Source organism: Xenorhabdus sp. KK7.4 (genome assembly GCF_963876465.1).
Lineage (GTDB): Bacteria > Pseudomonadota > Gammaproteobacteria > Enterobacterales > Enterobacteriaceae > Xenorhabdus > Xenorhabdus stockiae.
The window spans coordinates 241388-255081 of sequence record NZ_CAWNQF010000067.1; the positions used below are offsets into that span (position 1 = coordinate 241388).

The window sequence follows — 13694 nt, forward strand, 5'->3', positions numbered from 1 at the left end:
TTTATGAATGGGCGTATTATAACCAACTATAACAGTCAACTATTGAGCAAATGACATGATTAATATTACTGAAGCAGCGCAAGCGCACTTTGCCAAGCTACTGGCAAATCAAGAACCCGGTACACAAATCCGCGTTTTTGTCATTAATCCAGGAACGCCGACAGCAGAATGCGGTGTTTCTTATTGCCCACCTGATGCTGTTGAAGCCACTGACACCGAATTGAAATTTGACCAACTTTCTGCCTATGTTGATGAAATCAGTGCGCCTTTTCTGGAAGAGGCGGTTATCGATTTTGTGACTGACCAGCTTGGCTCCCAGCTGACCCTGAAAGCACCAAACGCAAAAATGCGCAAGGTAGCTGACGATGCGCCACTGATTGAGCGCGTTGAATATACTCTACAATCACAGATTAACCCACAGCTCGCAGGTCATGGTGGCCGTGTCAGCCTGATGGAAATCACGGATGAAGGTTATGCCATCCTGCAATTTGGTGGTGGCTGCAACGGTTGTTCTATGGTCGATGTCACCCTGAAAGAGGGGATCGAAAAACAGCTGTTACAGATGTTCCCTGAGCTGAAAGGCGTTAAAGACCTGACAGAACATCAGCGTGGCGAACATTCTTACTACTGATTTTAGCCCATTATTTTTTGTTCTTTATATCTTTATTATCTCTAGTCCTGCCTTCCCAATGACAGAATTGGGAAGGTAGTAAAGTCATAAAGTAACATTTTTAAGAAACTGACACCTTAAAACGAAATTTCAAGAAACAAAGCTGAGTGTTTATGGAACATTTTCAAACAATAAGCCCTGAACAAGCCTACCAGAACTGGCTCGATAAAAGTGCTCTGATGGTGGATATCCGTGATCCACAGAGTTTCCGTGCCGGACATGTAACAGGTGCATTTCATCTGACGAATGAAACTATCAATCAACTCCTGCAAGAGGCCGATTTTGATCAGCCGGTTATGGTGATGTGCTACCACGGCCATAGCAGTCAGGGAGCCGCACAGTATCTGATAAATATCGGTTTTGAAACCGTATACAGTGTTAACGGCGGTTTTGAAGTATGGAAAAAAGATTATCCTCATGCCGTTCATGCTGAGTAATAAGCATCTGTACTTCTATACCCTATGGATTTCGAGTTGCATCGCGGCGGCAAGGGAATGAACCCCAGGAGCATAGGTAACTATGTGACTGGGGTGAGTGAACGCAGCCAACAAAGAGGCAACTCGAAAGACGACGGGTATAACCCTAATTTAAGGTGAATAATACGCACAATGATCCATGTAACTTCAATCCATAATCCAAGACTGGCTCAGGCCTTTATTGATTATATGGCGACACAGGGCATTCACCTGACCATCCGCCAGACCAATGAACCACATGTGGTTGAACTGTGGCTGGAAGATGAAAAACAATTAAGTGCTGTTCAACAGGAACTTAATCAGTTTTCCCGAGACCCGCTCAATGAGCGCTATCAGGCCGCCAGCTGGCAGGCAGGTAAAACAAGTACGCCGTTGAAATACGAAAGTAATCTGAACTGGAATACACTGAAAAACCAGTCCGGCCCATTAACTATCGCCATTTCTGCGCTCTGTATTCTGGTCTATTTTTGGATGCAGTTAGCTGGAGTTAATGAGGTTATGAGCTGGCTGGCATGGCCTAACAAAGAACAGTACCTGGAATTGTGGCGTTGGCTCAGCCCCGCTTTATTACATTTTTCGTTATTACACATTCTGTTCAATCTGGTGCTGTGGTGGTATTTCGGCAGTCAGGTTGAAAGGAACATTAATACCGAAAAGCTTGTTGAAATCACAATAGTTTCTACCATTTTCAGTGGCTGGGCACAATCGTTGTTCAGTGGCTCGCATTTTGGTGGGCTTTCCGGTGTAGTTTACGCTTTAATCAGCTATGTTTGGCTAAGCGGCGAAATGTCACCCCAAAAAGGACTCAGTGCCCCCAGAGGGCTTATTGCAATTTCAGTCATCTGGTTATTTGTTGGTTATTTCAATATGTTTTCTCTTAACATCGCCAATGCAGCCCACTTTTCAGGCTTAATTATCGGGTTACTGATGGGGTTATGGGACAATTTACGCAAACAAAAGAATCAATAATATTCCAATTAAAATCAGTTAATTATAATAATTTTAGGTAAAATTAGGGGAATGTTTTGAAGCAAACTCAGCGACATGATGCAATAATCGAGCTGGTACGTCTTCAGGGTTATGTCAGCACTGAAGAACTGGTCGAACACTTTGATGTCAGCCCACAAACAATCCGACGTGATTTGAACGAACTGGCCGACAAAAATAAGATCCAGCGTCATCACGGTGGTGCAGCTTTACCTTCCAGCTCTGTCAACACAGCTTATCATGACCGCAAGATTATGTGGTCAGATGAAAAAGCCCGCATTGCCAAGCAGGTTGCTACCCAAATCCCAAATGGTGCAACCCTGTTCATTGATATCGGTACTACACCAGAAGCAGTCGCCCATGCCTTACTTAATCATCAGGATCTGCGTATTGTTACCAATAATCTCAACGTCGCAACCCTGCTGATGGGAAAGGAAGATTTCCGCCTGATTCTGGCCGGAGGGGAAGTCCGTTCCCGTGATGGTGGCATTATTGGCGAAGCCACTCTGGATTTTATCTCCCAGTTCCGCCTTGATTTCGGCATTCTCGGTATCAGTGGCATTGACTCTGATGGCTCTCTGTTAGAGTTCGATTACCATGAAGTTCGAACCAAACGCGCAATTATTGAGAATTCCCGCTGTGTCATGCTGGTTGCTGACCATTCGAAATTTGGCCGTAGCGCGATGGTTAATCTCGGTAATATGAACCTGATTGATTTTCTGTTTACCGATAAAGAGCCCCCTTCCGGACTGCAAAAAATCATTGAACAGCATAGTGTTAAGCTGGAATTGTGTTAGGTCAGAATAATATTAAGCCAGAATCGTGTTAGAACTGGCTTCAGATTGAAGACATTCTATTTAGGATCCGCCTGTTTTCAGGCGGATCCTTCTCTCCTCCGGTCAATTGCTCCCAGTCATCATCTCAGTCCTCTCCCTTCATGACCCTGCAATAACGAGTGAACTCAAATTTGCCTCTCACAATTTCCTTATTAATCTTATATATATGATAACGATTTGTTATCTGCATCACGCAAATATGTTTTTTTCTGGTAAATGGTTGGCGATTGATGAAATTTTGATTACAATCCCTGAGCGAAAACGAACATTAAAGAACTGTTTCGAACATTTCAGAGGGTATGCAATGGAAACCAAAGACTTGATTGTAATTGGCGGCGGAATTAACGGCGCTGGTATTGCGGCTGATGCTGCTGGCCGTGGACTGTCAGTCCTGCTGTTAGAAGGTCAGGACTTAGCCAGTGCGACCTCATCAGCCAGTTCTAAGCTGATCCACGGTGGCCTGCGCTATCTGGAACACTACGAGTTCCGTCTGGTCAGTGAAGCACTGGCAGAGCGTGAAGTCTTATTAAAACTGGCACCTCACATTGCATTCCCAATGCGTTTTCGCCTCCCACATCAGCCACACCTGCGTCCGGCCTGGATGATCCGCATTGGCCTGTTCCTTTATGATCACTTGGGTAAACGTGTGAGTTTACCGAGCAGTAAGGGGCTGAAATTCGGCGCTAACTCAGTGCTTAAATCCTCTATCAATCGTGGCTTTGAATACTCTGACTGCTGGGTTGATGATGCACGTCTGGTCGTCCTTAATGCGCAGGAAGTCCAGAAACATGGCGGTGAAGTCCGTACCCGTACTCAGGTCACCCGTGCGTGGCGTGAAAATGATCACTGGATGGTAGAAGCTAAAGATCTCGTCACCGGTGAGAGCAAAACATGGCGGGCAAAAGGTCTGGTTAACGCAACTGGCCCGTGGGTTAAGAATTTCTTTGATAACGGCCTGCAACTGAAATCACCTTATGGTATTCGTCTTATCAAAGGCAGCCACATCGTTGTCCCACGTGTTCATGACGAACCTCAGGCTTATATCCTGCAAAACGAAGATAACCGCATCGTGTTTGTGATCCCGTGGAATGATGAATTTTCCATCATCGGCACAACGGATGTTGAATATAAAGGCGATCCAAAAGACGTTAAAATTGACGATCAAGAGATCGATTATCTGCTGAAAGTCTATAACGACCATTTCAAAAAACAACTTAACCGTACTGATGTTGTTTGGACTTACTCTGGTGTACGTCCGCTGTGTGATGATGAATCAGATTCACCACAAGCCATCACCCGTGACTACACACTGGATGTACAGGATGATCAGGGCCAGACTCCGTTGCTATCCGTCTTCGGCGGCAAACTGACAACTTACCGTAAACTCGCAGAACATGCGATGGATAAACTGGCACAGTACTATCCAAACGCCGGTCAGGCGTGGACGAAAAACGGTAAATTGCCCGGCGGCGAGCTGGAAGGCCAAGACCGTGATGGATATGCCCGTTTACTTCGCCAGCGTTATGACTGGTTGCCAGAAGGCATTGCGCGACGTTATTCCCGCACTTACGGCAGCAACAGCAATATCATTCTGGGTGATACGAAAGAACTGGCAGATTTAGGCGAATTCTTCGGTTATGGGCTGTATGAAGCTGAACTTCGTTATCTGGTCGAACATGAGTGGGTTACTCAGCTGGATGATGCGATCTGGCGCCGTACCAAACTGGGTATGTGGCTGACAGATGAGCAGAAACAGCGCGTTGCTGATTGGCTGGCTCAGAACGTTAAATCAGCATAATCACAAAACTGATTTAATCTGACAAACTCGTATACTTAAAAGCGGCGATAATTTTTTATCGCCGTTTTTTATTTCCTTCCGCTCAAACCCTCACAGAAAAAAATCATAAATTTTCGAAATCGATCATCAATACGTTCTATCAAAATTTCTTTATTTTCATTCGATTCTACTGAGCGATTTGATAGTACATTTTTACCACTGTGGTAGGCTAATGGCCGACAGGTGAAACATTAATCTGGTAATAACTTAATCCATTATAACTCATTGAAGAGATGACTTATGTTGAAAATCCAGCAAGCAGTCACAGAAGATAATCTATTGCTATCCCAAATGCTTGAAGAAAGTTATCGTTTTCATTTTTCTCAATTATGGAATGATAAAGGCGAATTGGAAGAATATATTGCCGAAGAGAGTTCACCAGAAAGCATAGCGAATTCGCTCAACACTCCGAATCATAAATGGTTTATTGCCGAGACTAACCGGCCTATTGGATTTATAAAAATAGCTGTAAATAAAACTATTCCGGATAGTGAATTAACAGGATTGTATTTACATAAACTCTATCTGCTGCCACGCCTGACCGGGCAAAATTATGGTCAACAGATGTTTGACTATGTTGAAAAATTAGGACAAGAACAAGGCCAAAAATGGCTTTGGCTGGAAGTGTTGGAAAGTAACAAGCAGGCGCGAAAATTCTATGAAAAAAATGGCATGACATGGTACAGAGATATTATATTCACCAGCCCTAAACAGCAAAGCACACTGCATATTATGATTAAGAAAATATAATCTTTATCCTTTCTCTGAATTCATTCACCAGAGGAAGGAGAGTAAAAGATTAATCAACGTTATATCTGATTTCATCTATTTTATGCTCTTTACCTTTCAGTCTACCTCTTTGTTGGTTGCATCATTCAGAAACGGAATAATTTCCTCAGTCATAGCCTGCATAAACGATGGCGGGAAGGTATGCCCCATTTGCTGCACTGGTAAGAACTTAGCCCCGCTAATACGTCTGGCGGTATCTTCTCCACAAGCCATCGGAATTAAAGGATCATCCTCACCATGTACAACCAGTGCAGGGCAACTAATCCGGCTCAAAAGCTCAGCCCGGTCAGAATCTGCAATTATCGCCAAAATCTGACGGATGAAACTTTTGGGATAATAGCCGCCACGACGAAAAGCCATTCTCAGATGCTGAGCCTGTTCATCTATATTTAGTGGTTCAGAAGGAGAAACGATAAGCCGGATTATTTTCAGTTGATGAGCAACCAGTTCTTCCATACTGGTATCGACGGGTTTGGATAACAACGCTGCCATTACCTCCGGCTTTGGCAAAGGAAGCCCCTGAGCACCACTCGAACTCATGATGCTCACCAGACTTTTTGCCCGATCAGGATTAGTTGCCGCCAACCTCTGGGCAATCATTCCTCCCATGGAAGCGCCGATAATGTGAGCCTGAGGGATATTCAGCGCATCAAGCACCCCCAAAGCATCATCAGCCATGTCCTGCATACTATAAGAAGCGCGAACAGGTAGTCCCAGACGAAACCGAACTTTCTGCCACAATAAGGAACGCTGTGGGCTATGATCAAATCTCTGGCTCAGCCCCGCATCACGATTATCATGCCGAATCACCCGAAACCCGGCCGCAACTAACAGGTTTACTATGTCATCGGGCCAGTCAATAAGCTGCATTCCCAGACCCATGATAAGCAACACCACCGGTCGCTTCTCACCATTAGCCCCTTCACCACTATCTTCTATTTCAATTGGGACATCATTTGCTATAACTTTCATAAGAAATAACCTCATGATATATCAATGAAAAATAAATAATTGGCCTGATAAATATACTATTCCTGTCTTTTATTGCAGCAGGATAGAATAAAATTTAATAGTAATGAAATAAAAAAAGAGAAAACTGTTTAGTTGATGACTCTATATTGAGGTAAAGAACAAAATACCATCAAATTGTTTCATACTGTGACAAATAGTGTAGCAAAAATCACCATACAGACAGAAAAATACAGCAGACATAAGGGCAGGAATCAGGCTATTTCCCTATATTCTCCCATGATGCTTATTTTTATATCTTCAGACCAAAATAATAATATATCTTCAAAATATTGATAATATTAGTTTTTATCATTTATTAAATTTTCATTTATTCTGTAATTGTGATATTACTCCCTTTTCTTTAATTCGCTGGTTGCGGTTTATGTTCAAATTTATGAAGATAAATAAGAATGGATAAAAACTTGTAATGATGAGTCAAACATTCATTAAAAAAGAGGGGATTGCGCAATCATTTCTGGCTCGTTATCTCCTCTCAGAACAATGTGGCAATCGCCTGAAAACCATAGAGTTACTGGCAAAAGAGTGTGGGTTGTCCGTAGGTTTAATGCAGGCAGCATTAAAATCTCTCGAGCAATCGCAGGCGGTTGGAATTAAGCGTCGTGGTCGGAATGGCAGCTTTCTCTCGCAGATTAACCACAAATTACTACTGGAATACGCCGATATCGGCAATGTAGTCTGCGCGATGCCTCTTCCCTATACCCGCGCCTATGAGGGTCTGGCCAGTGGTTTAAAAGCATTATGTGCAGGAGTTCCTTTTTACTTTGCACATATGCGAGGCTCAGATATCCGCATTGAGTGCTTACTGAATGGCGTCTATGACTTAGCAGTAACATCAAGACTCGCCGCAGAGCAGCATCCAGATAATAAAGATATATATATTGCGCTATCACTAGGGACCCAAAGTTACACAGACAGACATCGGTTAATCTTTCGTCAGGGGGAGATGGAAACTATCCGCCGCGTAGGGTTAGACAGCACCTCAGCTGACCAGAAAATAATGACAAAGCAGTATTTTGCAGGAAAAGAAATCGAACTGGTCGAGGTCTCTTATCATGAATGTCTGAATCAAATCATGAAAGGCCACATTGATGCGGCTATCTGGAACGTTGGACAAGGCCACGAGCTGATTGCACAAGGCCTGATGACCCAGCTTCCCGATGACGGTGAGTGTTTTATCAAAGCCTCCGAAGCGGTTATCCTTGCCCGCAAGGATAATATCCCTATCCAGCAACTCTTGCATACCATGGTTGACAGAGAAGCACTACTAACCCATCAGCAAAACGTGGTATCAGGCATAATCGAACCCATTTACTGAACCTTAATTAGCCCCAAAATAAGGTCTCAGCCAAAAACAGACTCAGACCAAACATAATCAATTAAATCTGACGTGTAACAAAAAGCGATGGTAGAACAACGGCTAACTATCCTGTTGCAAGGTGGTGTCATCGATCAGGATATCTACGATAATATGCTTGATGTCGTGCATATTCTGGAGGAGTTCTGGCTGATCCCAGTCCGCCATCCACAAGGTGAAATGGCGCTTACTCACATGGCAAGTGCTTTTATGCGATCACGTCGTGGAGAAATTGTTTCCCCTATAGAAAAAGACATTCTGGACAAAATAAAACAATCCGGGAATTATTCACAGTTACTCAAAATTCATCATTCCCTGTTGGAGAAATTTACACTTACCCTACACCCCAATGAGGAAGGCTATCTGTTAATAAATTTATATGGTTTAATACTTGCAACAACAAGTTACTGATTTTTTACACACCATAAATATTCAAAAAAATGAAGATTAAGAAACTTCATGTGTTTTTATTTTTCGCACACACGTACTGCTTTGCAGCTACAAAGAGAAACCTATGTTTATTAATGCGTTAAAAAAACAGAATCCTAAATTAATAGAAGTAGCAAAAAACCTTTGGCAGCAAGGTACGATTCTACCAGATACTTACGTCATTGATGTCGATCAGGTATTAAAGAATGGTCAGCATTTACTACAAACAGCAGAGCAATATGGTATCGAACTCTACCTGATGACCAAACAGTTTGGCCGTAATCCGTGGCTGACTAAAAAACTGATTGAACTTGGCTATCCCGGTGTGGTTGCGGTGGATTTCAAAGAAGCCTACAGCCTGAGTCAACACGGTATACCTCTATGTCACATTGGTCACTTAGTACAGACACCCGCTCATCTGATAGAAACCATGCTCCGGTGTGATCCTAAAATTATCACTGTATTTTCGCTGGAGAAAGCTCAGGCCATATCGGATGCAGCTGAAAAACTGGGACGTATTCAGCCCATCATGCTGAAAGTCTTTGCTAAGCGCGATATGGCTTTTACCTGTCAGGAATCCGGTTTCCTCTTTGAAGAGCTAGATCCGGCTATTGATGCTTTAAAACAGATGCCGGGAATTAAACTATCTGGTCTGACTCATTTTCCCTGCCTTGCATGGAATGCTCAGTATCAGACCACTTTGCCGACCGTTAATTTGCAGACGCTGATCAGAGCACGAAACAAACTCAAACAACGCGGCATTTCTCTTTCTCAAATCAATGCCCCCTCAGCAACCAGCTGCAACACAATTCCCCTGTTAGCAAAATATGGTGCGACTCATTTAGAACCGGGTCATGCTCTGACCGGAACAATCCCTGCAAATAGTATTGGCCGGGAGCCTGAACAGATTGCGATGGCTTATGTCACGGAAATATCCCATCACTATGAGGACAAAAGTTATTGTTATGGTGGAGGCTACTACCAACGCAGCCATATGAAACATGCACTGGTTTTTCCAGAACACAACAGTTCATACAAAACAGCACGGATATTACGGTTAGGTGAACCCTGCATTGATTACCACTTATCTCTATATGGATTACATCCTATTGGTAGCCCGGTGATCATGTGCTTCCGGACTCAGATTTTCGTCACCCGCAGCGATGTCGCCCTGATCTCAGGTATTCAGTCAGGAAATCCAAAACTTGAAGGCATTTATGACAGTCAGGGCAACTGGAAAAACAACGGTTACTCTTAATAATTACTCAACATAGGTATTACATTTAATATTATCTTTCCCTCAAATAATGTTATTTTCGCTCTAGTCAATTTACCGCATGATGCTGCGCGACTATTTATTTACGGAAATAATTTTTACGGAATAGTTATGCTTTATTTATGGAATAGTTATGGAATGCCAGAAAAAGATCAGGAATACACCCATACATTCCGCTCTGTATTCCCCACCCAAGATTGATACATCAGGTTACACCTATGTTCATGAGCACTTGCATATTGATCTGTCCGAAGCCAAAGGTACCCTTGACTGTCGTCTGGATCAGTATGAACTGATTGTTGATGAACTTCGCCATCTGCATGCGCTTGGTCTGCGCAATATTGTGGAGGTGACCAACCGTTACATGGGGCGCAATGCCTCCTTTTTACTGAATCTGGTACGTGATACCCACATCAATATCATTGCCTCGACAGGCTATTACAAACGGCCATTCTTCCCCGCTCATTTCAGTACATTAAGCATTCAGGACATTGCTGAAGAGATGATTGCTGAAATTGAGACAGGCATCGACGGTACGGCATTAAAAGCCGGTATTATTGCCGAAATTGGCTCCAGTCTTGGGGTAATTACCGAAGATGAACAAAAGGTATTTGCCGCAGCCGCTCTCGCACATCAGGCTACCGGATGCCCCATATCCACTCACACCACCTTAAGTACAATGGGACGTGAACAACTGGCGCTCCTCAAGGGGTTTGGTGTTTCTCCTGAATCTGTGGCGATTGGTCATTGTGATCTGAAAGACAATCTGGACACGATTATTCCCCTGCTTGAAGAAGGTGCCTGGGTACAATTCGATACCATTGGTAAAAACAATTACTATCCTGACAGCGGTCGCGTTGCGATGTTACAGGTACTCGCCAGACGAGGGCTACTCGACAGAGTCATGCTCTCTCAGGATATAACCCGCCGTTCTCACCTGAAAAGCAACGGAGGAATTGGTTTCGATTACTTACTCACGGTATTCGTTCCGATGTTGCTGACTGCCGGCTTTACCCAAACACAGATAGACCGAATGTTACGCGATAACCCTGCCCAATTCTTCCGGCACCGCTATTCCAAATAACTAAGCAATAATTCGACAGAAAATAAGAAAGAGAGGGATAACAGCATGAAATTTGTCGTTGGTGGACAAATAGAAAAAGAAAAAATTGCCGAATGTATCCGGCAACTGGCCGGAGACAAAGCCGCCTCCGTCGTCATTATGAATGACATTGAAGCCTCTATGGCGATTAAAAATGGCGAGGCCGATTATTATTTTGGTGCCTGTAATACGGGCGGTGGCGGGGCGCTGGCTATCGCGATCGCCCTTATCGGTCTGGATCTCTGCGCCACCATTGGTATGCCGGGAAAAATCTTATCCGACGATGAGATTATTGCTCATGTAAAAGCAGGCAAAAAAGCATTTGGCTTTACGGGGCAAGATATCGACATTGTTCTTCCGGTGATCATTAACACGATCATTTCTCAATAAGGAGCCTGCCATGCAACATTTTCATGAGTTCCTGATGAGACTGATGGAAGTCGATCCTTTTAAAGCGGGATTACTGGCTTCAATTGGTGCGATTGCCGCCATGATGGCAAACCGTGGTATCGCCGTTTTCCATGATGGCCTGCGTCCGCTGCTCCCTGAATACCTTGAAGGACGAATGAGCCGTAAGGCACTGGCAGCAACAAGTTTTGCCCTGAGCATTGGTCTGGTCGTCGGGTTTGGTATTCCCTTCTCGCTGACAGCCCCCATCGTGCTGGTTCACAGTCTGTTACTCGGTACTGATATGATTGGTATCTGGTGTGCCAACAGCCGCAGAGGATTCGTGGCTTCAGGTATCATTGGAGCCTTATACGCCATTGCCTTACTGGCCGGATTACGTTCCGTTGTTGAGCTGTTTGCGATGCTGCCGGTTAATTTCACCGATGACCTGAAAAAAGTCGGTGATCCGATTGTCGCCTGCTTTGCTCTGTTCCCTGCGATGGTCGTCGGCTATCAATATGGCTACCGCAAAGGGCTTTTAGTGATGCTCACCGCTTTAGTCGGCTATGTAGCGACCAAAGCCGCAGGCCCGCTCAGTTTTGGGGGGCTAATCGAAAAGCCGGTCAGTGTCGATCCGAATGGTGCGGCTTTGTTGCTGTCGATGATTGCCATGTTCTACTTCGCCATGCGTGAACGTCCGGATAATGCTCCATCCGCAAATCAATCCTCCGCAGCACCAAAAGGTGCTAATGAAATGTTAGTCGGGCTGTTCTCAACCCGCATCGAACGTATTCAGAAAAATAAATGGCTGCTAATCCTTTGTGGCGGCCTGACTGCAAGTGCAGCGACCATGTCTTTCAGCCTGCTGGCAGAAGGGCCTGTATCCCTGCAATTGATGGCGCAGGATGAGCAGACTAGTGCCCTGCTGGTGGCGCTGGCACGTGCCATCGGGTTTGTCCCGCTGGTTGGTACAACGGCAATCGCTACTGGTGTCTACAGCCCCAACGGGATGAAATTCGTGTTTGTGGCAGGTCTGGCAACCAGCAATCCGTGGCTGGCCTTTGTAGCAGGTGGCCTGACGATGTTTATTGAGATCCAGCTACTGGCAAAAATTGCTATCTGGCTGGATAAATATCCCGGCGTCAAAGCGTGTAGTGGCCATATTCGTACCGCGATCACCAAAATGCTCGAAGTTGCCCTGTTGGTTGGTGGTATGATCGCTTCCAACGCCATTCTGCCGGGTATGGGCTTTATGATTGTTGCGGGGATTTATCTGCTTAACCGCACGTCTAAACGTCCTTTGGTTGAAATGGCAATCGGCCCGATCGCAACCATTGCCGTAGGTATTCTTGCTAACGTACTCTATTTAGTCGGAATAAATTAACAGGAACAAAGTGAGAGAATGAAAACAGCGCCGTTACAAAGCATGACGATGGCACAGGCCCAGAAGCAGCAGTTTAAGCTGGTGGATATCATCTGTCGTCACTTTCCCGGCGCTGATTTTCTCTCACAGGGAGATCTGGGTTTAGTCCCGGGTCTCCAGCAACCCAGAATGACGCACCGTATTGAATCTGTTCTCGCCGAATATTTTAACGCAGAAGCGGCAGCTTTTGTGAATGGTGCCGGAACAGGCGCCTTGCGGGCCGGGCTGGGAGCAATGCTTCGCCCTTGTGAGACATTACTTGTCCATGACGCACCGATTTACCCCACGACGAAAACATCGATTGAACAAATGGGTCTTAATGTCGTTTATGCAGATTTTAACTGTACAAAGGAGCTTGAAACTGCCATTCAACAGCATAAGCCCACAGTTTGTCTTATCCAGCATACACGGCAGAAAATTGATGATCGTTATTCTTTGAAAGAAATTATTTCCATCCTGAACAAGCATCACATTCCTTCACTGGTAGATGATAACTACGCCGCCATGAAAGTGCCCCACATCGGCTGTGAATATGGAGCAACGCTTTCTGCCTTTTCCTGCTTTAAATTACTTGGGCCACAGGGAGTAGGCTTAGTTATCGGTAAGCAGGCTGTCATCGATAAACTGCGTCAAAACATGTACTCCGGCGGTTGTCAGATTCAGGGCTATCAGGCGATGGAAGCACTACGTGGGCTGGTATTTTCACCGGTCATGCACGCAGTACAGTCTGAAGTAAATGAAGAATTAGTGCTCCGGCTGAATCAGGGGGAAATACCCCAGGTAAAACAGGCTATTATTGCCAATGCCCAGTCCAAAGTAGTTTTAGTCGAATTTCATGAACCCATTGCGGATACGGTACTGAACACTGCGCATACATTGGGCGCATTACCTTATCCCGTTGGGGCAGAGTCAAAATTTGAAATTCCGCCCCTGTTTTACCGAATTTCCGGCACATTTCGTCAGACCGATCCCACGCTGGAGAAACGCATGATCCGCATCAACCCCAATCGCAGCGGAGCCGAAACTATCATGCGTATCTTGCAGGCAAGTTGTCGGAAACAGACATCCAGCTGATATTCTGCCAATCAGGGCTAAC

At 44.8% G+C, this 13694-nt stretch carries 14 protein-coding genes; 13 read left to right on the forward strand and 1 reads right to left on the reverse strand.

Features of this window, described 5'->3' with window-relative positions; genetic code table 11:
* The first annotated feature begins 55 nt into the window (after positions 1 to 55).
* The 6 genes from nfuA (at position 56) to AACS90_RS09080 (ending at position 5556) form a co-directional block, all read left to right on the forward strand.
* Positions 56 to 631 (forward strand): Fe-S biogenesis protein NfuA, encoded by a 576-nt coding sequence (nfuA, locus tag AACS90_RS09055; RefSeq protein ID WP_086954736.1) that lies wholly within the window; start codon positions 56 to 58, stop codon positions 629 to 631.
* Positions 632 to 783: 152 nt separating this feature from the next.
* Positions 784 to 1107, forward strand: a complete 324-nt coding sequence (gene glpE, locus AACS90_RS09060; RefSeq protein ID WP_099120372.1) for a thiosulfate sulfurtransferase GlpE — start codon at positions 784 to 786, stop codon at positions 1105 to 1107.
* A gap of 171 nt (positions 1108 to 1278) precedes the next feature.
* Entirely contained in the window at positions 1279 to 2115 is an 837-nt protein-coding gene (gene glpG, locus AACS90_RS09065) for a rhomboid family intramembrane serine protease GlpG (protein WP_099120373.1), read from the forward strand.
* A gap of 56 nt (positions 2116 to 2171) precedes the next feature.
* Complete coding sequence (locus tag AACS90_RS09070) at positions 2172 to 2930, forward strand: DeoR/GlpR family transcriptional regulator (protein WP_099120374.1); 759 nt, start codon at positions 2172 to 2174, stop codon at positions 2928 to 2930.
* 343 nt (positions 2931 to 3273) lie between these two features.
* Positions 3274 to 4767 carry a glycerol-3-phosphate dehydrogenase gene (gene glpD, locus AACS90_RS09075; protein WP_099120375.1) on the forward strand — a complete coding sequence of 498 codons (1494 nt, stop codon included), beginning with the start codon at positions 3274 to 3276 and terminating at the stop codon, positions 4765 to 4767.
* Between the two features lie 279 nt (positions 4768 to 5046).
* A complete protein-coding gene (locus tag AACS90_RS09080; RefSeq protein WP_099120376.1) occupies positions 5047 to 5556 on the forward strand; it encodes a GNAT family N-acetyltransferase in 510 nt (169 codons plus the stop codon).
* A gap of 96 nt (positions 5557 to 5652) precedes the next feature.
* Here AACS90_RS09080 and AACS90_RS09085 read toward each other — a convergent pair whose 3' ends face one another.
* On the reverse strand, positions 5653 to 6567 hold the full coding sequence (locus AACS90_RS09085) for an alpha/beta fold hydrolase (protein ID WP_099120377.1): 915 nt from the start codon (positions 6565 to 6567) through the stop codon (positions 5653 to 5655).
* 466 nt (positions 6568 to 7033) lie between these two features.
* On the opposite strand from AACS90_RS09085, the gene yhfZ reads away from it, so the two are divergent.
* From yhfZ to AACS90_RS09120, 7 genes are all read left to right on the forward strand, one after another.
* Positions 7034 to 7942, forward strand: a complete 909-nt coding sequence (yhfZ, locus tag AACS90_RS09090; RefSeq protein ID WP_099120378.1) for a GntR family transcriptional regulator YhfZ — start codon at positions 7034 to 7036, stop codon at positions 7940 to 7942.
* A gap of 87 nt (positions 7943 to 8029) precedes the next feature.
* A complete protein-coding gene (locus AACS90_RS09095) occupies positions 8030 to 8392 on the forward strand; it encodes a PRD domain-containing protein (RefSeq protein ID WP_099120379.1) in 363 nt (120 codons plus the stop codon).
* A 103-nt stretch (positions 8393 to 8495) separates the two neighbouring features.
* The gene (locus AACS90_RS09100; RefSeq protein ID WP_099120380.1) at positions 8496 to 9668 is read left to right on the forward strand and encodes a YhfX family PLP-dependent enzyme; all 1173 of its coding nucleotides are present in this window, start codon (positions 8496 to 8498) and stop codon (positions 9666 to 9668) included.
* Positions 9669 to 9819: 151 nt separating this feature from the next.
* Positions 9820 to 10770 (forward strand): phosphotriesterase-related protein, encoded by a 951-nt coding sequence (locus tag AACS90_RS09105; RefSeq protein ID WP_099120381.1) that lies wholly within the window; start codon positions 9820 to 9822, stop codon positions 10768 to 10770.
* A 45-nt stretch (positions 10771 to 10815) separates the two neighbouring features.
* Entirely contained in the window at positions 10816 to 11178 is a 363-nt protein-coding gene (locus AACS90_RS09110) for a DUF2620 domain-containing protein (protein WP_099120382.1), read from the forward strand.
* Between the two features lie 10 nt (positions 11179 to 11188).
* The gene (locus AACS90_RS09115; protein ID WP_099120383.1) at positions 11189 to 12559 is read left to right on the forward strand and encodes a YhfT family protein; all 1371 of its coding nucleotides are present in this window, start codon (positions 11189 to 11191) and stop codon (positions 12557 to 12559) included.
* 18 nt (positions 12560 to 12577) lie between these two features.
* Positions 12578 to 13672, forward strand: a complete 1095-nt coding sequence (locus AACS90_RS09120; protein WP_099120384.1) for an aminotransferase class V-fold PLP-dependent enzyme — start codon at positions 12578 to 12580, stop codon at positions 13670 to 13672.
* Positions 13673 to 13694: the final 22 nt, after the last annotated feature.

Excerpts from the sequence above, each read along its gene's own strand:
- nfuA (WP_086954736.1), top strand. The coding sequence starts at position 56 with ATGATTAATATTACTGAAGCAGCGCAAGCGCACTTTGCCAAGCTACTG.
- glpE (WP_099120372.1), top strand. The coding sequence starts at position 784 with ATGGAACATTTTCAAACAATAAGCCCTGAACAAGCCTACCAGAACTGG.
- glpG (WP_099120373.1), top strand. The coding sequence starts at position 1,279 with ATGATCCATGTAACTTCAATCCATAATCCAAGACTGGCTCAGGCCTTT.
- glpD (WP_099120375.1), top strand. The coding sequence starts at position 3,274 with ATGGAAACCAAAGACTTGATTGTAATTGGCGGCGGAATTAACGGCGCT.
- AACS90_RS09080 (WP_099120376.1), top strand. The coding sequence starts at position 5,047 with ATGTTGAAAATCCAGCAAGCAGTCACAGAAGATAATCTATTGCTATCC.
- AACS90_RS09085 (WP_099120377.1), bottom strand. The coding sequence starts at position 6,567 with ATGAAAGTTATAGCAAATGATGTCCCAATTGAAATAGAAGATAGTGGT.
- yhfZ (WP_099120378.1), top strand. The coding sequence starts at position 7,034 with ATGATGAGTCAAACATTCATTAAAAAAGAGGGGATTGCGCAATCATTT.
- AACS90_RS09095 (WP_099120379.1), top strand. The coding sequence starts at position 8,030 with ATGGTAGAACAACGGCTAACTATCCTGTTGCAAGGTGGTGTCATCGAT.
- AACS90_RS09100 (WP_099120380.1), top strand. The coding sequence starts at position 8,496 with ATGTTTATTAATGCGTTAAAAAAACAGAATCCTAAATTAATAGAAGTA.
- AACS90_RS09105 (WP_099120381.1), top strand. The coding sequence starts at position 9,820 with ATGGAATGCCAGAAAAAGATCAGGAATACACCCATACATTCCGCTCTG.
- AACS90_RS09110 (WP_099120382.1), top strand. The coding sequence starts at position 10,816 with ATGAAATTTGTCGTTGGTGGACAAATAGAAAAAGAAAAAATTGCCGAA.
- AACS90_RS09115 (WP_099120383.1), top strand. The coding sequence starts at position 11,189 with ATGCAACATTTTCATGAGTTCCTGATGAGACTGATGGAAGTCGATCCT.
- AACS90_RS09120 (WP_099120384.1), top strand. The coding sequence starts at position 12,578 with ATGAAAACAGCGCCGTTACAAAGCATGACGATGGCACAGGCCCAGAAG.